The organism is Acinetobacter sp. ANC_7588 (assembly GCF_056783995.1).
On record NZ_JBWYIU010000003.1, the window covers coordinates 127,349 to 148,435 of the forward strand.

Annotated in this window: 23 protein-coding genes and 2 tRNA genes; 7 read left to right on the forward strand and 18 right to left on the reverse strand. The window is 38.3% G+C overall.

From position 1 onward, the window contains the following. Positions 1-12 precede the first annotated feature (12 nt). From AC1M9J_RS04390 to AC1M9J_RS04400, 3 genes are all read left to right on the forward strand, one after another. Complete coding sequence (locus AC1M9J_RS04390; protein ID WP_035267879.1) at positions 13-492, forward strand: tRNA (cytidine(34)-2'-O)-methyltransferase; 480 nt, start codon at positions 13-15, stop codon at positions 490-492. A 449-nt stretch (positions 493-941) separates the two neighbouring features. Further along, on the forward strand, positions 942-2,276 hold the full coding sequence (locus AC1M9J_RS04395) for a solute carrier family 23 protein (RefSeq protein WP_481595892.1): 1,335 nt from the start codon (positions 942-944) through the stop codon (positions 2,274-2,276). A 108-nt stretch (positions 2,277-2,384) separates the two neighbouring features. Next, on the forward strand, positions 2,385-3,356 hold the full coding sequence (locus tag AC1M9J_RS04400; RefSeq protein WP_481595840.1) for an isopenicillin N synthase family dioxygenase: 972 nt from the start codon (positions 2,385-2,387) through the stop codon (positions 3,354-3,356). Between the two features lie 60 nt (positions 3,357-3,416). Here the strand turns inward: AC1M9J_RS04400 and AC1M9J_RS04405 are convergent, their stop codons facing one another. Continuing rightward, positions 3,417-4,496 (reverse strand): TIM barrel protein, encoded by a 1,080-nt coding sequence (locus tag AC1M9J_RS04405; RefSeq protein WP_035267883.1) that lies wholly within the window; start codon positions 4,494-4,496, stop codon positions 3,417-3,419. A gap of 167 nt (positions 4,497-4,663) precedes the next feature. Here AC1M9J_RS04405 and AC1M9J_RS04410 point away from each other — a divergent pair, with 167 nt between their 5' ends. After that, positions 4,664-5,116 carry a hypothetical protein gene (locus AC1M9J_RS04410; protein ID WP_481591775.1) on the forward strand — a complete coding sequence of 151 codons (453 nt, stop codon included), beginning with the start codon at positions 4,664-4,666 and terminating at the stop codon, positions 5,114-5,116. Positions 5,117-5,153: 37 nt separating this feature from the next. Here AC1M9J_RS04410 and AC1M9J_RS04415 read toward each other — a convergent pair whose 3' ends face one another. The 7 genes from AC1M9J_RS04415 to rpoD form a co-directional block, all read right to left on the reverse strand. Beyond that, positions 5,154-6,671 carry an outer membrane protein transport protein gene (locus AC1M9J_RS04415; protein WP_092766849.1) on the reverse strand — a complete coding sequence of 506 codons (1,518 nt, stop codon included), beginning with the start codon at positions 6,669-6,671 and terminating at the stop codon, positions 5,154-5,156. A gap of 306 nt (positions 6,672-6,977) precedes the next feature. Then, complete coding sequence (locus tag AC1M9J_RS04420; RefSeq protein WP_035267885.1) at positions 6,978-8,372, reverse strand: APC family permease; 1,395 nt, start codon at positions 8,370-8,372, stop codon at positions 6,978-6,980. A gap of 267 nt (positions 8,373-8,639) precedes the next feature. Continuing rightward, the gene (locus tag AC1M9J_RS04425; RefSeq protein ID WP_035267887.1) at positions 8,640-9,824 is read right to left on the reverse strand and encodes an iron-containing alcohol dehydrogenase; all 1,185 of its coding nucleotides are present in this window, start codon (positions 9,822-9,824) and stop codon (positions 8,640-8,642) included. A gap of 2 nt (positions 9,825-9,826) precedes the next feature. Continuing rightward, complete coding sequence (locus AC1M9J_RS04430) at positions 9,827-10,360, reverse strand: hypothetical protein (RefSeq protein ID WP_035267888.1); 534 nt, start codon at positions 10,358-10,360, stop codon at positions 9,827-9,829. Positions 10,361-10,437: 77 nt separating this feature from the next. Beyond that, a complete protein-coding gene (lipB, locus tag AC1M9J_RS04435; protein ID WP_481951958.1) occupies positions 10,438-11,094 on the reverse strand; it encodes a lipoyl(octanoyl) transferase LipB in 657 nt (218 codons plus the stop codon). Between the two features lie 129 nt (positions 11,095-11,223). Next, a complete protein-coding gene (locus AC1M9J_RS04440; RefSeq protein WP_035270687.1) occupies positions 11,224-11,511 on the reverse strand; it encodes a YbeD family protein in 288 nt (95 codons plus the stop codon). A 127-nt stretch (positions 11,512-11,638) separates the two neighbouring features. Continuing rightward, positions 11,639-13,576, reverse strand: a complete 1,938-nt coding sequence (gene rpoD / locus AC1M9J_RS04445) for an RNA polymerase sigma factor RpoD (protein WP_228133303.1) — start codon at positions 13,574-13,576, stop codon at positions 11,639-11,641. A 297-nt stretch (positions 13,577-13,873) separates the two neighbouring features. Between rpoD and AC1M9J_RS04450 the strand changes: the two genes are divergently transcribed. Then, positions 13,874-14,080, forward strand: a complete 207-nt coding sequence (locus tag AC1M9J_RS04450) for a PA3496 family putative envelope integrity protein (protein ID WP_092766845.1) — start codon at positions 13,874-13,876, stop codon at positions 14,078-14,080. 66 nt (positions 14,081-14,146) lie between these two features. After that, on the forward strand, positions 14,147-14,671 hold the full coding sequence (locus AC1M9J_RS04455; protein WP_179997742.1) for a YecA/YgfB family protein: 525 nt from the start codon (positions 14,147-14,149) through the stop codon (positions 14,669-14,671). Between the two features lie 26 nt (positions 14,672-14,697). Here the strand turns inward: AC1M9J_RS04455 and AC1M9J_RS04460 are convergent, their stop codons facing one another. From AC1M9J_RS04460 to trhO, 3 genes are all read right to left on the reverse strand, one after another. Beyond that, positions 14,698-15,306, reverse strand: coding sequence for a DedA family protein (locus tag AC1M9J_RS04460; RefSeq protein ID WP_035270685.1), 609 nt, complete (start codon positions 15,304-15,306; stop codon positions 14,698-14,700). A 67-nt stretch (positions 15,307-15,373) separates the two neighbouring features. Continuing rightward, positions 15,374-15,715, reverse strand: a complete 342-nt coding sequence (locus AC1M9J_RS04465) for a hypothetical protein (protein ID WP_481586491.1) — start codon at positions 15,713-15,715, stop codon at positions 15,374-15,376. A 195-nt stretch (positions 15,716-15,910) separates the two neighbouring features. Then, positions 15,911-16,843 (reverse strand): oxygen-dependent tRNA uridine(34) hydroxylase TrhO, encoded by a 933-nt coding sequence (trhO, locus tag AC1M9J_RS04470; RefSeq protein WP_481586490.1) that lies wholly within the window; start codon positions 16,841-16,843, stop codon positions 15,911-15,913. Positions 16,844-16,934: 91 nt separating this feature from the next. On the opposite strand from trhO, the gene AC1M9J_RS04475 reads away from it, so the two are divergent. After that, positions 16,935-17,441: a DUF1289 domain-containing protein gene (locus AC1M9J_RS04475; RefSeq protein WP_171076814.1), complete on the forward strand. Its 507-nt coding sequence runs from the start codon at positions 16,935-16,937 to the stop codon at positions 17,439-17,441. A gap of 58 nt (positions 17,442-17,499) precedes the next feature. Here AC1M9J_RS04475 and panD read toward each other — a convergent pair whose 3' ends face one another. From panD to ispE, 7 genes are all read right to left on the reverse strand, one after another. After that, complete coding sequence (gene panD / locus AC1M9J_RS04480; protein ID WP_035269276.1) at positions 17,500-17,880, reverse strand: aspartate 1-decarboxylase; 381 nt, start codon at positions 17,878-17,880, stop codon at positions 17,500-17,502. Between the two features lie 147 nt (positions 17,881-18,027). Continuing rightward, positions 18,028-18,606, reverse strand: a complete 579-nt coding sequence (gene pth / locus AC1M9J_RS04485; RefSeq protein ID WP_481951959.1) for an aminoacyl-tRNA hydrolase — start codon at positions 18,604-18,606, stop codon at positions 18,028-18,030. A 19-nt stretch (positions 18,607-18,625) separates the two neighbouring features. Then, the gene (gene rplY / locus AC1M9J_RS04490) at positions 18,626-18,922 is read right to left on the reverse strand and encodes a 50S ribosomal protein L25 (protein ID WP_035269282.1); all 297 of its coding nucleotides are present in this window, start codon (positions 18,920-18,922) and stop codon (positions 18,626-18,628) included. A gap of 98 nt (positions 18,923-19,020) precedes the next feature. Then, complete coding sequence (locus tag AC1M9J_RS04495) at positions 19,021-19,974, reverse strand: ribose-phosphate pyrophosphokinase (RefSeq protein WP_035269283.1); 954 nt, start codon at positions 19,972-19,974, stop codon at positions 19,021-19,023. 36 nt (positions 19,975-20,010) lie between these two features. Continuing rightward, positions 20,011-20,085: transfer RNA gene (locus tag AC1M9J_RS04500), tRNA-Gln, on the reverse strand. Between the two features lie 91 nt (positions 20,086-20,176). Beyond that, positions 20,177-20,251, reverse strand: a tRNA-Gln gene (locus AC1M9J_RS04505). A 5-nt stretch (positions 20,252-20,256) separates the two neighbouring features. Then, positions 20,257-21,087, reverse strand: coding sequence for a 4-(cytidine 5'-diphospho)-2-C-methyl-D-erythritol kinase (ispE, locus tag AC1M9J_RS04510; protein ID WP_035269285.1), 831 nt, complete (start codon positions 21,085-21,087; stop codon positions 20,257-20,259).

Genomic DNA, 21,087 nt, shown 5'->3' on the forward strand with positions numbered 1-21,087 from the left:
TGAGAAATTATTGTGATTCATGTTGTTTTATACGAACCAGAAATTCCTGCAAATACAGGAAACATTATCCGTTTATGTGCAAATACAGGAGCACAATTACATTTGGTCAAACCGCTAGGTTTTGAGCTGGATGATAAGAAGTTAAAGCGTGCTGGATTAGATTACCATGAATGGGCTCGCATGCAGATATGGGATAATATTGAAGCATGTCTGGAAAATCTAGCGAGTCAAGGTGTGGATCAAGATTCGATTTATCCGTTAACGACCAAAGGTACCGAAACACCACATACCTCGAATCTGAATAGGCCAGTTGCTTTACTCATGGGGCCTGAAACGCGCGGACTACCTGAACATGTCCGTATGATGTTCCCAAAGCAACATTGGATTCGTTTGCCCATGGCACCAAATTCTAGAAGCTTAAATTTATCTAATGCTACGGCAGTGATTGTTTATGAAGCATGGCGACAACAAGGATTTAAAGATTTAACTTAAGTCAGTAAGGTCATCGAAAGGTGACCTTTTTTAATGCATAAAAGTTTAGTAAAACTTGGCTAATATAATGAAATATTCATTAAGAATAAAATTAAAATAATGATTTTAAATACGATTTGATTTTATATTTCGGGAATCCAATTTTTTTGAGTAAAAGTTTAAAAAATATACAAAATGGTCAAATTTTTTATTTGTTAATGAATTTAATATTTATATAAAACAGAGTGTTAGGTTTGATTTTTGTTGATCTTAAACTAGCTGTCATCCAAACGAGATATTAGAAATTCGACCAATTGGTATATTTGTTGCTTAGTTAAAGTGAATATATGGTTCCGATAAATTTGATAGACGAACTGTGATTTGTACTTAAACGAAATGAATTTATCATTGTACAGCCAATGTCTAAAGATGTTCGACATTGGCTCACATTACCAATGGGGTGGTATGTGATGAAAGAGAATTGGTTTTCCAAATTTACTCCTTTTCAAGGAGATATTGAAAAAACTCCCGTTGCCATGAACGAGTACTTGCCTACAGGACAAAGTATTGTACTTGGACTTCAACATACATTTGCCATGTTTGGTGCAACAGTGTTGGCACCGCTGCTCATGGGGTTTGATCCTAGTCTAACGATCCTGTTATCTGGTATAGGCACGATATTATTTTTCCTTATCACAGGGGGGAGAGTGCCAAGCTATCTTGGGGGTAGTTTTGCTTTTATTGGTGCTGTGGTTGCTGTAACAGGCTATACCGGTTCAGGGTTAAATCCAAATATTGGGATTGCCTTAGGTGCAATAGTGGTATGTGGTATTTTCTATGCCTTGATGGGTTTACTTGTAATGAAAACGGGTTCTCAATGGATGGAGAATCTTTTACCACCAGTTGTTGCTGGTGCAATCATTATGATTGTTGGATTAAATTTAGCACCTGGGGCGATTAAAGCCGTATCAGGTAATGAGTTTGATACATGGATGGCTTTATTGACCGCAATGTGTATTGGTGGTGTCGCAGTATTTACAAGAGGAATGTTGAGACGATTATTGCTATTGGTGGGTTTGATAGTTTCGTATCTTGTATATTTTGTTTTAGCTAACATGATGGGAATGGGCAAACCAATCGATTTTAGCTCGGTTTCAAATGCGGCATGGTTTGGTTTACCAACTTTATATCAACCTGAATTTCAAATGAATGCAATTCTGCTGATTCTACCTATCGCATTTATTCTTATTGCTGAAAATCTTGCGCATTTCAAAGTTGTAAGTGAAATGACAGGCAAAAATATTACACCCTATATGGGTAGAGCATTTTTGGCAGATGGGGTATGTACCTCTATGTCTGGTGCAGTAGGAGGAACAGGATTAACTACATATGCAGAGAATATTGGGGTCATGGCGGCAACGCGTATTTACTCTACAGTGGTTTTTGTAATTGCGGGTATTGTCGCCATTATTCTGGGATTATCACCAAAATTTGGAGCACTCATTAGCACATTACCTGTCGCAATTTTGACAGGGACTTCAATGATTGTTTTCGGCTTAATTGTAATCGCTGGTGCGAAAATCTGGATCGAAAATAAAGTCGATTTTACTCAAAACGGCAACATTATTGTGGCATCAGTGACTGTGATTATGGGCGCAGGGAACTATTCGATTATGGTTGGTGGACTTGATCTCGGCGGCATTACAACGGCGACATTTGCGGGAATTATTCTAAATCTGATTTTTAATCGAGCTAAGCAAAAGCAGAATCAAATAGTAGCAGACGTTGTACCAGAAAAAACTTAAGTTTGAGACTTAGCTTTTAAGACAAATTTTAGTCAATCCTAAATTGTCGAAAGTTTCAGCAAGATAATGAAAACGTAAAAGATATATACCTGATACAAGGGGATAAAAATGGGAATACCAGTAATTGATTTAGCAGGCGTAGATATAAACAAACCAGAAAGTGAGGCGACTAAACGTGCAGTTGCTGAACTGAGAAAAGCTGCGATGCATTCAGGTTTTTTCTATGTGAAGAATCATACAGTTCCTTTAGAAATGATGACGCGACAGTTTGCATTAGCAAAAGAATTATTGGCGCTTCCAGAAGACGTTAAGCAAAAATATGATGTACGTAATTTTTTTGGATTCCGTGGATTTGATAAACTAAATGGTCAGCAATTAGACCCTTACGGCAAGCCAGATTATAAAGAAGGGTTTTATTGTGGTCGTAATTATCCTCAAGATCATCCTTTTGCAATCGCTAAATATCAAAACTATGGTCCAAATCAGTGGCCTGAAGAATTACCTCAATGTGAATTGATTTGTCAGGAGTACATCGATGAAATGTATAAACTGGCAAATTTTCTGATGCAACTTTTGGCATTAACGTTAAATCTGCCATCGAACTATTTTGATGCTTCTAGTAAAGATCCTATGGGAACATTACGCATGTTGCGTTATCCACCTACACCTAGAGATGATGAAACATATGGCGTTGGCGCGCATACAGATTGGGGGTCAGTCACCATTTTGGCACAAGATCAAATAGGCGGATTAGAAGTGTGCATGCCTGACGGAGAGTGGGTTGCAGCACCACCAATTGAAGGAACATTTGTAGTTAATCTAGGTGATATGATTCCAAAATGGACCAATGGTCTATATCACTCCAATCCACATCGAGTAAAAAATAGTTTTTCAAATGGTGCTTATCGTTACTCAATTCCATTTTTTTATGAACCAGACTATCACGCTGTGATTGAGCCAGTTCCAGGAACATTGAAAGAAGGTGAATTACCTTTATATGCACCATGTACAGTAGGGGAGCATTTAGAAGAAATGTATAATCGTTCATATAAAAAAGCGGAAGAGAATGCAGTAGCTTAAATCTCGCGATACAAAAAAAGCATTATCTATATAATGCTTTTTTTTAATTATTCTAATGATTTATGAGCGATATTGATTGATAAAGTCCTCAGAACTTAGCCCTTTTTTAGCATAATGAATTGATGCTCTTTCCGCATATATTTGTCTAATATAGCGCGCTATGTCGCAGCTATCTGCAAACATATTATATTTCCAACCCAAACCATAGGACCATAAATTAATATTATCCACGGTCATGATTTCAATATTTGTATCCTCATGATCCAAATAATGGTCAATCATCTTGCGAATGACCTCTTGGGTGCAGCTTAATTTATATGCATGCCATTCATCATGGGGACACGCATTTTTTGGTGGCTGCCTAAATGGGTATTGAATGCCTCTTCCAGGGCGATTAAGACCGTGACCTTCCCATGGGCTGTATTCTTGGGACCATGTATTTAATGGCCCGTTTGGAACCGCAGGACGTATTTGCCCCCAATGTACCAAATTTTGATTTAACCAATCATCTGCAAAACTATCGCAGTTGAAAGGATCAAGCTTTCTAATGGCTTCTTGGTCATGTTGAAAAGAGATATAAGATTCGATTGGATTTTCGATTTTGAAAATACAGTGGCTATAGTCCATCGCCATTTTAAATGGAATACCTTGATGATTGACTAAAGCTGCAACTTTCTCTACCCGGCGATAATCTTCAGACCAATTATCTACGTGATTTTCAAAGGTAATGGTTATACCCTTACTTTGAGCATACTCATAAAAATATAAATAGGCATCAGCAACTTGTTGATCATTAAGATAGTTGAATTTACTGTCTTTTGCTGCAAGCATAATGTTGTGGTATTTGGCGCCTACGGCACATGTAAGCTCGATATTTTCTTTGAATATTTTTTCATGTTCTCCCCAAATATAGCATCCGTAACCTGAATAAACTGGAATATTGTATTTTTGACTCCCTTTAATGTAATCATCAATCATTTCACGATGAGTCGGAATGTGATCGATAAAATCCCACACGCTCGATTCTGCAAGTAGATCGAATTTTTCCATTATTGATGGTTCTTCAAGAGATACTGGATTTTCAAATGATGAGGCTTGTATGCCTAGTCCAGCACAGCCTAATGGAAACATTTTTTTCATAAATTCAATACCAAAAATATATAATTAAATCAGTGAATTGATAATGCAAAAAAAATGCCTTAATCCCTTAATATTTCAATCTATTACATTATTAAAATGGCTTTTTAAAAATATCAGTTGTCTAATACGAACATAAATTTATCGAAATAAATTAGATACGGGGATGTATGATTAAAAACATTAAAAAATACAGCTATGGAATTATAGTAATCATCTGTGCAGGAATGACGACCTCTAAAGTGATGGCACAAAATGAAAATAAAGAACAAGCGGATTTAAATAATATTAATCCATTGACTCAACAGGAAATCGATCAAGCATTAGCTCAGATGAAAGCAAAAATGTTCAAAAATTTGGAAAATTGGAGTGCGGCGTTAAAACGAAATGATTTCGAGCGGACAGGAAAAAATTTGGTGTTAAAAAGTAAGAAACAGCTTGAATTATGTCATATATATCAAGCTTCTGTAGATGAAACATATTCTTTAGCGCAAAAAAATCGCCATCGTATGTCTATAGATGAACAGAAAATTGTGGATGATCGAAATAGGTTTATTGAGTATTTAGGATTCAAAGATAATCAAATTGATACTAAATTAGGTTTTAGTTGTCGATTAATTTAAAAAAAAGCACGGATGAAAAATCCGTGCTTTTTAAACTCTAGAAACGGTAACCAATTTTAAAGCTATATCCAATAGCTGTATTGTCTTTAAAATCTGCATCATAGCGATCGGTTCCGAACCAACTAGCAGATTGAGCTTTTGCATCACCTAACCAAAAATATCGTGCACCCGCTTGAATGAATGTATTTTTATTAAAGCTGTACTGACCACCTAATCCTGCACTCCAAAAACCTTCAGATGGACCTAAGGTAGAAACATATTCACCTGCACCAGAGTCCCATCCTCCGATAATGGTCAATGCGAGTTTTTCATTTAATTTTCTTGCAATACCGAATGTTGCAGATATTTGATCTTTTTCATAAGCGATTAAGTCGAAACCACGAGGTCCTTTACCTTGTCCCTCCGTAATAGAAGAAGTTAAAACTCCAAATTTGTATGGACGGATTTTGAACTCAGACCAATCTACCCAACGTAAATTGATATAAGCTAATGTATCAGCCATGATACCTGATTGGAAATCTAGGTTAACTGATTGTGGAGTTGATGCTGAGGTTTTACCTTCTGTATATTGGTAGTCGGTACCAAGTGCCCCAATTTTATCTACAATATGCCACCCAGGATGTACAATAGGTAATGTATCTGTAATCACTTCAGGCATACTTTCTTCAGCTTGAACTGAATAAGAAATTTTTGATCTGTAGGTTAATGAAGCTCTTAATGCAATTTCAGGAATTTGAAATGCAGCACCCGCTAGCCAACCAAAAGCACCTTCTTCAGGCATACTTGCTTTATAGCCTTGATAATCTTTTCTTGTATCACGACCAAGAAGATCTCTTGAACCTGTACCTTTTTCCTTAAAAGTACTACACAGTGCTACACCACTAGTCTGTGAATTACATAAATAACCTCCCAACAGACTGTAAGCAGTTCCTTGTAAACTAAGATCACCTTTTACTGTTTGATAAACTGGGCCTGCATAAAAATTAAGGTGTTCATTAGGTTGGAAGCCTACGACTAGAGATAAACTATTTGTCGAAACTTCAGCCTCTGTACTGCCATACTCACTGTGAAATGCACCATATTTTGTCGCAGATTCAAGGTCACCTAATGGCAATCGTCCTGAGCTGTTGACTCTGGAATGTTTTTTATCAGAATTTGAATAAGAGGCTTTTGCTCCGAAAGGTTGGTCATAAATTAAACCTAATGAAATATTGTCAGTCACTTGAAATTTTAAATTAATATTTGCAAATCCGAACGTGTCTGCAATATCACTTAAATTTGAGCCCGCAATTTCCCCACCTGCGTTAATATCATCTGCTGTAGGCATATTCCAACCATTCGGGTCTCTTAATCCTGCAGATGCAGGGCCCGAAGGTTCAGTTCTCATTGTTCCTGAAAGATCAGCATCCAAAATTGAATAACTAAAATCAACATAGTTTCCTGGCTGTAAAAAGCCATTCATCGATTGGCCTGAACGATCCATAGCTGCAGCATAAGCGCCCGCGGTTGGAAACATTGCGACCAAAATCGCCCCAGTAAGTGTATTCAAACGCATTATTACATTCCCTGTGTAATGAATATTATTAGAGCTTTTACTCAAATATTTTGCTCTTTATACACATCGTGTAATTTTTGGTCAATGAGTATCCTGACAAATATGTAATTTTTTGCCAATCATTTTTTATTTAATTTCATGTATTTGCGTTTAAATGTGTTATTTGTCTCATTGTTTTGAAATAAAGCTGCCTATTAGGATGTAGAGTTTATTTTTTAAATCAGAAATTTTGATTGATGTTTGATCATTTTGGTCAATTTGCATAATAAAAAAAGGCGCCTAAGCGCCTTTCTAAAAAATCAATTTTTAACGATCATTAAACTCATCATGTTGTGGAGCAGGGTATTTAAAGCCTTTGGTTTTATAACCTAAATACAAAATACCACCAATCGCCCAAATCAAACCATATTTAAGCGATGCTTGATCGACCTCTAACCACAATGCAAATACTGCAATAAAGCCGAGTAATGGTACGATAACGAAATTAATAATTTCTTTCGCTGTTTTAGTACGACCATCGCGTAACGCATAGCGTGAGATAACAGATAAGTTCACAAAGCTAAATGCTGTTAACGCACCGAAGCTAATTAATGAAATGACAAAGTCTAAATCCATAAAACCAGCGGTTAATGCGACTGCACCTACAATCATGATGTTATATGATGGAGTGAAGTTTTTAGGGCTGATGTGACCAAAAATTTTCTTATTGATGACACCATCGCGTCCCATAACATACATAAGGCGTGATACACCTGCATGTGCAGAAATACCTGATGCCATAACAGTAATGATGGCAAATGCAAGCACATAAGACTGGAACAAAGATCCACCAACCAACAACAAAATTTCAGGTTGAGTTTCTGCAATATTCTGGAAGTATGATCCCGGATTATTAGGGAAATAGATCTGCATGAAGTAAGTGCTGACGATAAAGATAATCCCTGCAATTAAAGCAGTTAAGAAAATTGCTTTTGGTAGCGTTTTCTCAGTATCTTTAGTTTCTTCAGCGAGAGAACTGAGTGAGTCAAATCCTGTAAATGAGAAGCAGAGTAATGTTGCACCTGTGATCAAGGCACCCACTGAAGTTAACTCATTCCAAAATGGTTCTAAACTCCAAAGTTGGTAGCGTTGTTCAGCAGAGATTGGACCATCCGCGTTATATCCCATTTGGAGCTTGGTATAGACCATCCATGTAAATACAGCGATCACAATTAATTGTACGAATACAATTAAGCTGTTGAAATTTGCAACAAATCGCGCACCACGAAGGTTAATACCTGTCATAAATGCTGTTAACACAATGACCCAGACCCAATGATTGACATCAGGGAATAAAGCCTCAAGATAAATCACCGCAAGGATGATGTTGACCATGGGGGAGAGCAGGTAATCTAACCATGATGACCAGCCAACCATAAAACCAACGTTAGGGTGGATAGATTTTTGAGCATAGGTATACGCTGAACCTGAAGATGGATATCTACGGATCATATGACCATAACTCAATGAAGTCAGTAGGATTGCAACAAGTGCAAAAATATATGATGTAGGAACGTGGAAATTACTTTCTTCTGATACCAAACCGAAAGTATCAAACAACGTCATTGGCTGAATATAAGCTAAACCGATAATAATGATGTGCCAGAGTCCTAGCGTTTTTTGCAGTTTAGCTGCCGATTGAGTCCCAGTTATATTAGTCAACGGCTTTATCCTCTTAATCGTTGATCAAGGATCAGTCAAATCAATTAAGGATCGTTTGAGACGAACGATCCCCCCTAATGTTTTTTCAAAAGTGCGCCAATCTAAACCAAATTGATGCAGTTTGTCAGTAGTTTGTGCGAGTTTTTTTAGCAGGATTTATGCCAAAGGTATTGAACTCATGAGTTAAAACAACTAACAAATGAAAAGCCTGATGTCTAAAAAAACATCAGGCTAGTTTTAAGCGTATCTTTACTTATTTTGAGAAAATTACCAAGCTTTTTCTAAGATAGATTTCAAATCTTTTAATGTCGCTTCTTTAGGGTTGAAAATGATAGATCCGTCATTTAACGCTTTTTCGGCAACTTCATCTAATTGAGATTGCGTAACTTTGCCTGTCTCACGTAATGTACGTGGCAGTTTAGTTAAATCATAAATGCGATCACGCATTGTGTTGATAATCGCAATAGCTTTATCTGCACGTTGATTTGCTGGTGTCTGTGCATAGATATCAGTACCTGCAAGCGGTAGTAACAGGTCAGCAATCTTATCGCCATTCACATCCTTGTTGTAATCGAGCACATAAGGGAGGAATAAGTTCATGCACAAACCATGTGGTAAGTGAGCAACTGCACCTAGAGCGTGTCCAAGGGAGTGAACAATACCGACCATTGCATTTGAGAATGCAATTCCAGCCATGGTTGATGCTTGAGCAAGTTCTAAACGGGCATCAGCATCTTTTGGATTTTCCAAAACTCTAAACAAGTTTTCACTAATTTTTTTAATTGCAGCAGTAGCGTAAGCATCACTGATAGGATTCGCTGCCAAACACGTATAGGCCTCAACTGCATGTGTCATTGCATCCATTCCTGTCATTGCTGTCAGGTGTGGAGGTAATGTTAAAGTCATACGTGGATCTAAAATTGCAGCACTAGGCATTAAATATTTTGAAGCAAATGCCATTTTTTGATTATTCGCTGTATCTGAAACCACAGCAACCATCGTGACTTCAGAGCCTGTACCTGATGTTGTTGGGATAACAAAAAAAGGCTTTAATGGGCGAGGTAGGTTGTGAGCTCCTGAATATTTCAGCAGATCATCGCCTCCTTCGGAGACGAGAATATTGGCAGCTTTTGCTGTGTCGATGACTGAACCACCCCCAATTGCAATGATGGCATCGCATTGATTGTTACGATACATCTCAGTCACGGCTTTTACTGTTTCTAAACTTGAGTCCGGTGGAACTTCATCAAAAATTGAGCCAATTTTAACTTCTGTCGCTGCAAAAGCAGCTTCCACTGGTTCAAGTAGACCATTGGCACGTACGCCTTTGTCTGTGATGATGAGTGGTTTTTTTGAACCCATTGAATCTAGCTCAAATGGAATGTGTTCAAGCGCAGCATTACCAGCAATCACTTTAACTGGACAGAAAAATTCATAATATGGTTTAGCCATGCTTAAGCACTCCCTTTAATATATGACTGAGCTACTTTGAGATAAATATTTGCTGCACCTGTCAATTTTTCTTTTAATGACAGATTGACCGGATATTCTTTGACTGCAAGTTCAGCGACTAATTTTGGAAGAATAAGGGCTTCCATTTTATTCAGACAACGCACTAAACGTATTGCATGACCTAAATCGCCATCAGCAATCATACGGTCATTTGCAAATGCTTGTGCAGTACTTTCTTGGAAAGAAAATACCAAAAAAGCATGATGCATATGTTTAAAGGTAATCGTTAAATCTGGTTTTTTTGATGCATGGTCGATTAAGACAAGTTGATGTTGTGGATTCACTTGTGCAATAAATGCTGCATCACTGTTGAAAACGTCCATTGAAATCGTGAAGCCGACAGGAAATTTAGCAATTTCCTGTTTTATTTCTTCATCGACTTGACTTGCCATCGCTAAGCCTCTGCCAATCACATCAAGCATGAGTTTGACATAAGCTTGTTCTAGCGCGGGCTTTACAGAGTTAATAGAAATCACTCACTTGTCCCTTATCACATAGTTTTATAATTTAGAGTAAATACTCTAAAATTATCTAATGACAAAGTAAAGGAGTTTTAATGATCATTCACGATAATTTGACTGAACAGGTCACTTTTTTTTAGATAGGCAATGAGGTCTTGAACTAACATATCAAAACTTGGGTAGGGATTTATCAAATCAGAGATTCTGACCATTTCAAGACCTGCATAACCACATGGATTAATAGTTTGGAAGCCTTTCAGGTCACAATCTATATTAAGTGAGAGTCCATGATAACTGCGACCTTTTCGGATTTTAAAGCCCAGAGATCCAATTTTTCTACCATCAACATAAACACCAGGTGCATCTGGTTTAGCATAAGCTTCGATACCGTATTTTTTTAATAAATCGATCATGACATTTTCTGCATAGCTGACTAAAGTACGGACATTCCAGCCTAATCGATTTAAATCAAACATAAAATATGCAACTAATTGTCCTGGACCATGCCAAGTGACTTGTCCACCACGATCAGTTTGAACAACTGGGATATGGCTAGGCACTAATATATGTTCTGGTTTGCCAGCTTGTCCTTGGGTAAGCACAGAATTGTGCTGCAAAATCCAAAATTCATCTGCTGTTTGTTCGTCACGCTGTTCTGTCATCAGCTTCATTTCTTGGAAGCGATCTTCATAAGAAGTGGTTTGGGTATAGTGACGAATAATCAATTGAGGTTTGGTTTTGACATCCACGGAGGTTAAGGCTCACATTCAAAAATGAGTTTTATTATAGACAATATTGTTGAATTAAGTGTGACCTAGGCACATACTTGATGAATAATTAACAAACATAAAAAAACACGCATGAAGCGTGTTTTTTTATTAAAGTGCAGTTTTAATTAAAGGGCAAGCAGCCAAGTCTGCATATACTTGATGTACTTGCTCAAGCTCTTCAAAACGAAGTTGCGCAGTAATTGAATGATACTTGCCTGTACGCGATGGTGTCACTGTCATTGCATTCCCATCAAAATCAGGGAAATGTTTAACAAAAATGTCATTCACGGCTTTGCGTAAATCCTCACCTGCAAGACCAATCAATTTAATTGGATAATCCATCGGAAACACCCAAAGATGTTCTTGTAGTTCGCGTGATGGAGTGCGATCGATCATGTCAGTCATAGGACACCTCATTAGTAAAAATACCTGCTAGGCGCAGGTATTTAGAATTATTTGCTACATGCTTTATATTATGGGGGAGTGTCCCCCATATTCAAGCCTGTATTATCCTATGGATAGATTAGTCATTCTCAAGGAACGAGCGTAAATGTTCAGAACGCGATGGATGACGTAATTTACGTAACGCTTTTGCTTCGATCTGTCGAATACGTTCGCGTGTTACATCAAACTGTTTACCAACTTCTTCCAACGTGTGGTCCGTCGGCATATCAATACCAAAACGCATCTTCAAGACTTTAGCTTCACGTTCAGTGAGGTTTTCAAGTACCTCACGTGTTGCTTCTTTCAAGCCTTCTGAAGTTGCAGCATCAACTGGTGAAGTGATGTTACCATCTTCAATGAAGTCACCAAGATGTGAGTCTTCATCATCACCGATCGGTGTTTCCATCGAAATTGGTTCTTTAGCGATCTTAAGCACTTTACGAACTTTGACTTCGTCCATTTCGAGGCGTTCACCTAACTCTTCAGGTGTAGGTTCACGTCCCATTTCTTGAAGTAATTGACGAGATACGCGGTTGATCTTGTTAATGGTTTCAATCATATGCACAGGAATACGAATTGTGCGTGCTTGGTCAGCAATTGAACGTGTAATCGCCTGACGAATCCACCAAGTTGCATAAGTCGAGAACTTATAACCACGACGGTATTCAAACTTATCTACGGCTTTCATCAAGCCAATGTTACCTTCCTGAATCAGATCGAGGAACTGTAAACCACGGTTGGTATATTTTTTCGCGATGGAGATTACCAAACGTAAGTTCGCCTCAACCATTTCTTTTTTAGCACGACGTGCTTTTGCTTCACCAATCGCCATACGTTTAGAAATATCTTTAATTTCACGTACAGTAAGGTCGAGATCTTTTTCGATATCAGCGATTTTTTGTTGGAAAGCAAGAACGTCAGGGCGTACTTTCTCTAAGTATGGTTTTTGGTCAGCAGTGGCTTTAGCAATTTGCTCATCTAACCAAGCTGGATTTGATTCTTGACCAGGGAACGTTGTACGGAATTGAGTACGATCCATACGACCACGACGAACTGCGTAGCGCATTACTTCACGTTCTGCTGTACGAATTTGTTCATGCGTGCCACGAATCATTTCAGAAATGATGTCAAACAAACGTGGTGTGAACTTAAACATCATAAAGACGGTTGCGAGCGACTCAAGAGCTGCTTTACCTTCTTTACTGTTACGACCATGTTTTGCGATCGCATCTTTAGTCGCATTCCACGCAGCTTCTAGCTCTGCAAAACGCACTTTTGCGATTTCAGGGTCTGGACCTGAATCACCCTCAGAATCATCATCACTTTCAGACTCTTCTTCATCATCGTCATCAAGTTTTACATCTTTAGTTGGTTTAGTCTCTGTTTCTTCTTCAAGATCAGCATCAACTTCTTCTAAAACTTCTGGAATTTCTTCATCAGACTCTGGATCTAAATAGCCTGAAAGGATATCGGCTAAACGACGCTCGCCAGTTTCGTAATCTTTATATTCTTGTAATACAACTTCAACCGCATTTGGCCAATAAGCAATTGAGTTTAAAACGTCACGAATACCTTCTTCGATACGTTTTGCAATCTGAATTTCGCCTTCACGAGTCAACAGTTCAACTGTTCCCATTTCTCGCATATACATACGAACAGGGTCAGTTGTACGACCAGGCTCATTTTCTACAGATGCTAAAACTGCAGCTGCTTCTTCTTCAGCAACTTCGTCAGTCGTTTCTGCGCTACTACCATCAAACATTGCATCGTCAGATTCTGGCGCACGTTCGTGTACAGGAATACCGACGTCTTGAAGCATCTGGATGATATCTTCAATCTGTTCGCTTTCAGTGATCGAGTCTGGGAGATGATCGTTAACCTCAGCGTAGGTTAAGTAACCTTGTTCTTTGCCTCGGCTAATCAGAGCCGCTACTTGTGAAGTAGGGGAATGCATATCGCTCATCTTTGCTCTCTTCTCGTTGAATCTGTGGCGGGGAAAAACCGTGCATTCTAGCACAATTAACTTATCTTTAGTATCGTATTAACTCAGTATAATTGGTTTTGAAAACCAATGAATTAAGTTGTTTAAGTCAATATTGGGTCAAAATTGTTGATTTCAAGCACATCATGCTTTTTATTTTAAACCAGCAATAAGGCTCTGATCCTTGATTAAATAATGACATATTTTTTTGTCCAAAAAAAACTAAAATTTGTATAAATATCAGCGAAAAATAAAATAAAACTTGACAAGTATTCTGAACAAAGATAAATAGCGCCTAGCCCCATTCATTTTTTCACACATGAGGTAGTTTTAGTGTCTTCTACAGATTTTGAACTAGATGATAACTACGGTGATGATGATGTTAGTTTTGATGAAACTACGAGCAAAATTAGCGCCAAAGAATCATTAGAAAAGCGTCGCTTGATTGATGACTTACTTGCACAGCGTCGTTTAGATCGTGAATTGAAAGATCTTGAATATGATTTTGACGATGATGATTTCGACGATGATGAAGACTAAATTAGATTGGGTATCCTGATCTAAAATGTTATTCTACGGAATTAAGATACAACCTTTGGAAATACAATGAGTGCATTAGATTTAGACTTGTTAAGTGACTACTTAGATGGCGACCAAAATGAGCATGGTCTAGATTTTGCTGCAACTCATGGTTTTTTGTGTGCGACAGCTGTAGGTCCTCAATTTGATCGTTGGTTGGATGAGTTATTTGACAATAATCAAAAGAAAGTGCCTGCAGAGATCGTAGCTCAAATTAAACTTTGGTTAGAAGATTTACGTCAAAAACTTGCCAATGAAGAAGGTATTGAATTTCCTTTTGAAATTGAAGAAGCAGATGTAGAGTCAAGCCTTGGGGATTGGAGTGTAGGCTTTGTCGATGCAATGTTCTTAAATGAAGATGCATGGTTCACACCTGAGTTTGAAGAGCAATTGGTTGATCTCACTCTGCCAATCATGGTGTTTAGTGGAGTTGACGAAGAAGATCCTCAAATGGAGTCTTTCCGCCGTAACGGTCAATTGATGGATGAGCTTGCAGAAGAAATTCCAGATAACTTGAATGAATTGTATTTGATGTATCACACGCCGAACTAATTAAAAAGCACCGTAAGGTGCTTTTTTTATTTTGAGTGCTTTCTTTTTTGTCTGCGGTACACAATCCAAATGATTATGCTGATCACAATAGCAATAATTAGATAGCTGACTTGGCTAAATATTTTGTGCATCATTTCAGTATTATTTCCAAAATAATAACCCACATATGCTAAAAAGGTAGTCCATATAATCGTGCCTAAACCACTATAAAACATAAACTTTGCAAAAGGCATTTTGCTCATGCCTGCAGGTATGCTAATCAGAGATCGTACTGCTGGAACCATACGTCCAAAAAAAACGATTCGATGTCCATATCTTTCAAACCATTCTAATGATTTATCAACATCAGCTACTTTAATAAATAAATACTTTCCATATTTATCAACGAATGCATAGAGCTTTTGATCAGAGATCTTACGTCCTAACCAATACAGCGTAGCGGCAGCTAAGAGCGAACCTATACTTCCTGAAATAATGACACCGATCAAAAGTAATTGACCCTGAGAAGCGGTATAGCCAGCTGAAGGCATAATAATCTCAGAGGGTATAGGTGGAAACACATTATCGAGAAACATCAATAGAGCAATGCCGAAATAGCCCAATTGCTCCATCACTGAAATGATCCAATCTTTCATAAGTGATTTGTATTTTAAAGTTAAACCTATGCTAGATGTTTTTAGGAAAAAATACAGTGAAATTAAGTTAATGCATTAATTCAGGATGTTGAATTTGTATAAGTGTATGAACATAGACTTCTCGTAGGATATAGCTGACGAGAAGGGGAGCTATGCTGATGATGAAGATAAGACTCATTGAATTTCTCATCTGAAAACCGATTGCTAAAGCAATAATTGCGCCGATACAAGCACCTAACGTTACGATAAAATAATGGGATTGGTTACGTATATGCAATTTAACACCAGAATTATGTGAATCGATATATGTAAATGTTAAATGTGTCGGTACAGCTGATACACGATCTAAATGATTATGGTGAGCAAAATTCCGTCGAACAGGAAGATATTTGAATGGCACTCGATTCATGACTTTCATCCTTGAGCTAAATTTATTTCCTTCGTATTAAATTTATCTGAATGACTTCATGTGTTTTGTGTTGTTCTAAAATAACTTTGTAATGGTGATATAGCAGAATTGAAATTTTGTTTGTTCAATGTAAAAAGCGTCATCTACACTGTAATGTAGACAACGCTTTTGTAAGTTAAATAAAATATTTTTTATTTATAGGCGTTTACGTTTTGCCGCAATAATCTGAGACTGGCGCATACGGAATCCTTCTTTCTGCTTTTCTGTTGTTTTATCGATACAATAAAGACATGATACGCCATGTTCGTAACTTGGTAATGCTACTTCTTCAGGGGTTAATGGCCAACCACAAGCATGGCACTTCACATTTTGACCTTCTTCCACTCCGTGTGTAACCGCAGTACGACCATCAAAAACAAAGCATTCACCTTCCCATAAACTTTCTTCAGGAGGGGTTTCTTCTAAATATTTAAGAATACCACCTTTGAGGTGATATACCTCTTTAAAGCCTTCTTGAAGAAGTAGTGAAGTTGATTTTTCACAACGAATCCCGCCTGTACAAAACATGGCAATCTTTTTATCTTTATGCTGTTCAAGATTGTTTTTTACATATTCAGGGAATTCGCGGAACGTTTCAGTTTTTGGATCAATTGCCCCTTTGAATGTGCCTGCTTTGTATTCGTAATCATTTCTTGTATCGACTAAGATCACGTCATCACGTGCAATGAGTTCGTTCCATTCTTTAGGGTCTAGATAGTGACCAACTAAGTCGCGTGGCTTCACTGGAACACCTAAAGTCACGATTTCTTTTTTATGTTTGATTTTCATTTTACGGAATGGTTTTTCGTCACTGTGTGACTCTTTATATTCCATATCATTAAATCCTTCATTTAAAAGGAATTGATGAATGACATCAATTGCATGACGGTCACCTGCAACTGTTCCGTTAATCCCTTCATGGGCAACAATAAGAGTACCGCATAGGTTGATGGTTTTTACCAACTCAAGTAATTTTTGTTGAAGTGCTAGAGAATCTTCAACCTCTTTAAATTGATAAAGTGCCGCAACAACCCAACCAGTGGTCGCTTGCTGTTCTACAGGTGCAAGCTGTTCTACAGTAGCGTTCATGGAGTACTCCAAATGTATTAATATAGGGATAAAATCAGGCGCGTATTCTAACGCGATTTTTGAAAATATGCGAGAAAGCCATAGAAAATTTATGGTTTTATATGAGGAAAATATTTTGAATACAGCGCGTCGAATCCCATCATTAACACCATGTGCGGGACGTTGTTCAACAGTGTTTGGTGACGCGGTATGTCGTGGTTGTCGACGTTTTAATCATGAAGTGATTCAATGGAATACTTATAATGAAGAACAACGACTGAGTATTTGGAAGCGTTTAGATCAACAACTGGATCAAATTTTGGTTCCAATGCTTCCTCATGCTCAACTTTCTGAGGTGGAAAAATTCATTGAATCAAAAAGAATCCGAGTATTGGAGAATGCTTCAAAAGGCCGAAAATTATATCATGCGCTTAAAATTTGCGAAAAAAACAAGCATTTAGCAGAGCAGAGTGGTTTAGGTATTTCAGCTCCACATGTTAAACCGATCTGGACTGAGTTTGAACGTCGGGTTCTTGCGTTGGCGAATGCCAGTTATGAATTAGCTTGGTTAAGAGCAGATGGGATTAGCCAGAGCTTGCAGTTGGTGGATGAAGAGTAATTCTATGATAATTTGTTATAAAAAAACTCGCTCAAGTAAGCGAGTTTTTAGTCAATCATTAAGCAACTTGGACAGGAATACAGTTTGCTGTGTGATTCACAGTGTTATCTGGATTTGCATAAACCAAACGTGGTTTATGTGCATCAGCTTCTGCAACAGTAAAATCACCGAAAGTCGCGATAATAATAATGTCACCTAAATCTGCTTGGTGAGCAGCACCACCATTTACAGAAATAATGCCTGAGTTTTCTTCACCACGGATTGCGTAAGTTGTAAAACGCTTGCCATTAGTTACATTCCAAATATGAATTTCTTCATATTCACGAATACCAGCTAAATCTAGTAATACACCATCAATTGCACATGAACCTTCATAATGAAGTTCAGCTTGTGTTACAACTGCACGGTGGATTTTAGCTTTTAATAAACGAGATAGCATGGGAAGCGTCTCCTGAGTTGTTCTAAGATTGTTTTATTATCTAGAAACAACAGTTTTTTAATTTGGGTGAAGCATTTGAAAGCGCATTTTGCCCTCAAATTTTCATCGTGGCAAGAAAAATTGTTGAACAAAAATTAAATTTATCAACTACGGCTTGTAGGCATTTATTTGATTCATTGCCTGCTGAATTTCACCATTCACTAATAATTTTGTACGACTTAGTGCGTGATGAATTGCATCGTCAATGAGCGTTTGTTCACTTGAGGGTGCTTTACCTAGAACATGACCTGATACACGGTCTTTTGATCCAGGGTGTCCAAGTCCAATACGTAAACGATGGAAGTTAGGGCCAGTATGAGGAACAATGTCACGTAAACCGTTATGACCACCATGACCACCACCCGTTTTGAGGCGAATGATACCTGGATCCATATCAAGTTCATCGTGAGCAATAAGCATTGCTTCTGGAGAGATTTGGTAGAATTTTGCGAAGGGTACAACACTTTGACCAGAACGGTTCATAAAGGTTGAAGGTAATAAAAGTCGAACATCTTGTCCTTCTACATTACCGCGACCACTTAATCCATTAAACTTAGGGTCATTTTTAAGTGTTATGCCATATTGTTCTGCAAGACGTTCTACATACCAGAAGCCTGCATTATGGCGGGTTTGAGCATACTCTTTACCAGGGTTGCCCAAACCAACAATCAGTGAAATATGAGACACTAATTTACACCATCAACACTTATGCGCGTTTGAAGTCAGCGTGCATTGGAGTGTTTTTAGCTGGGTGACGTTGTAAAGCTTGGATTTTAACGCTTTCAACTTTACCATCAACATCAATTTCAATTACTTCTTCAAAGAAAGCGTTGTCTTCTAAGTATTTAACAAGCTGACGAAGCTCAAGTGTAATTGCTACAGGTGCAGCATCACCACCATAGATGATAGCAGGAACTTTAGATTGAAGACGAAGGCGGCGGCTCGCACCTTTCCCTTGTACTGCTTCTTCACGTGCTACTGCATTTAATACGAAGTTTGCCATGAGAGACATCCTATTTAAGTTAAGTGAACTAGATCTGCGACCGATCTAGTGATAGAAAGCCCTACCAAAAGGCAGGGCTTTAAAATTTTAGCGCTCTATTATAGATAAGAATCGAACATTGCGCTAATAGATTCTTCGTTGTTAATACGACGAATTGTTTCAGCAACCATACTCGCAACTGAAACTTGGCGAATCTTACCAAGAGCTAAAGCTTCTTCTGAAAGCGGAATTGTATCTGTCACAACAAGTTCATCGATAACAGAGTTTTTCAAATTCTCGATCGCTTTACCAGATAAAACAGGGTGAGTAGCATATGCTACGACACGACGCGCACCAAAAGTCTTCAATGCATCAGCGGCTTTACATAAAGTACCAGCTGTATCAACCATGTCATCAACGATCACACAGTCGCGATCTTTAACATCACCAATCAAATGCATCACTTGTGATTCATTTGCTTTTTGACGACGTTTGTCGATGATAGCTAAATCGATATCGCCCATTTGTTTCGCAACAGCACGAGCACGAACAACACCACCAACGTCTGGCGAAACAACCATAAGGTTGTCATGAGACTGTTGACGTAAGTCAGCTAAAAGCGCTGGCGTACCGTAAATGTTGTCTACAGGGATGTCGAAGAAACCTTGAATTTGGTCAGCATGAAGATCGATCATCACAACACGGTCAATACCTACAGTTGTTAGCATATCTGCTACTACTTTTGCAGTAATTGGAACACGTGAAGAACGAGGACGACGGTCTTGGCGAGCATAACCGAAATAAGGAATCACAGCAGTGATACGACCAGCACTTGCACGACGCAATGCATCTGCCATTACTAAGATTTCCATAAGGTTATCATTAGTTGGAGCACAAGTAGGCTGAACGATGAATACGTCTTTACCACGGACATTCTCAGTGATTTCGACAGCGATTTCACCATCAGAGAATTGACCTACAGATGCAGCACCTAGAGGGATATGCAAGTGGCTAACGACTTTTTGGGCGAATTGTGGATGCGCAGTTCCACTAAAAACGACAAGATTGGGCATGAAGCACCCTTGGCGGTTGAAATGTATATAATGAGATGGCAGGGGCGGCTGGATTCGAACCAACGGATGGCGAGATCAAAACCCGCTGCCTTACCACTTGGCGACGCCCCTAATGCGGCAGAACTTTAATGGTTTTATATGGGTTTGTCAAGATTGTTTGACTCAACTCATGATACCAATGTTCTGTCTTTTTGAACTAAATTGGCAGGGGCGGCTGGATTCGAACCAACGGATGGCGAGATCAAAACCCGCTGCCTTACCACTTGGCGACGCCCCTATCATTTAAACGATGATTTGATTCAATGGTGATTGTTCTAAACTATTCACTAAGTAAGCTTTACAAGGTGAATGAGCAAGAATGTCATCAATGTTCATTTCAGTCGTTACTTCAGTAAAAACACAAGCACCTGTACCTGTAAGTTTTGCAACACCGAACTGATCTAAATATTGCATTGCTTCATCGACTTCAGCATATAGACTTCTTGCCAGAGGTTCAAAGTTATTTCTGAAATCAGATGGCTTTATCTGATAGGCGCAAAATTTAGAGGTCTTCGTGTCTCTTGTCAACGATTTTTGTGAAAAAAGCAGTTGAGTGCTGATAAAACAGTCAGGTTTTAACACAATGTATTGTTTTTGATCTAAGTCTATGAATGTTAAGTGTTCACCAATACCTTCTGCCCATGCATTACGACCATGGATGAAGATGGGAACATCAGCACCCAGTTGTACACCAATTTCTGCTAATTGATCACGATTTAAGCCACATTGCCAAAGTTGATTCATGATTAATAACGCGGTAGCCGCATTTGAAGAGCCACCACCGAGTCCTGCACCCATCGGTATATTTTTTTCGATGTTGACATGAATGCCTAATTTTTCACTTTTGGCATAGGGTTTCAGCATCATCATTGCACGATAAATCAAATTTTGTTCAAGACTTACTTCTGATAGGCCTGAAATGGAGATAGATTGGTTAGAGATTGGAGTAAATTCCATCCAATCACAAAGATCTATCAACTGAAAAATAGTTTGCAACTCATGGTAACCATTTTCACGGCGCCCCGTAATGTGTAAAAACAAATTCAGTTTTGCAGGGGAGGGTACACGAATCAT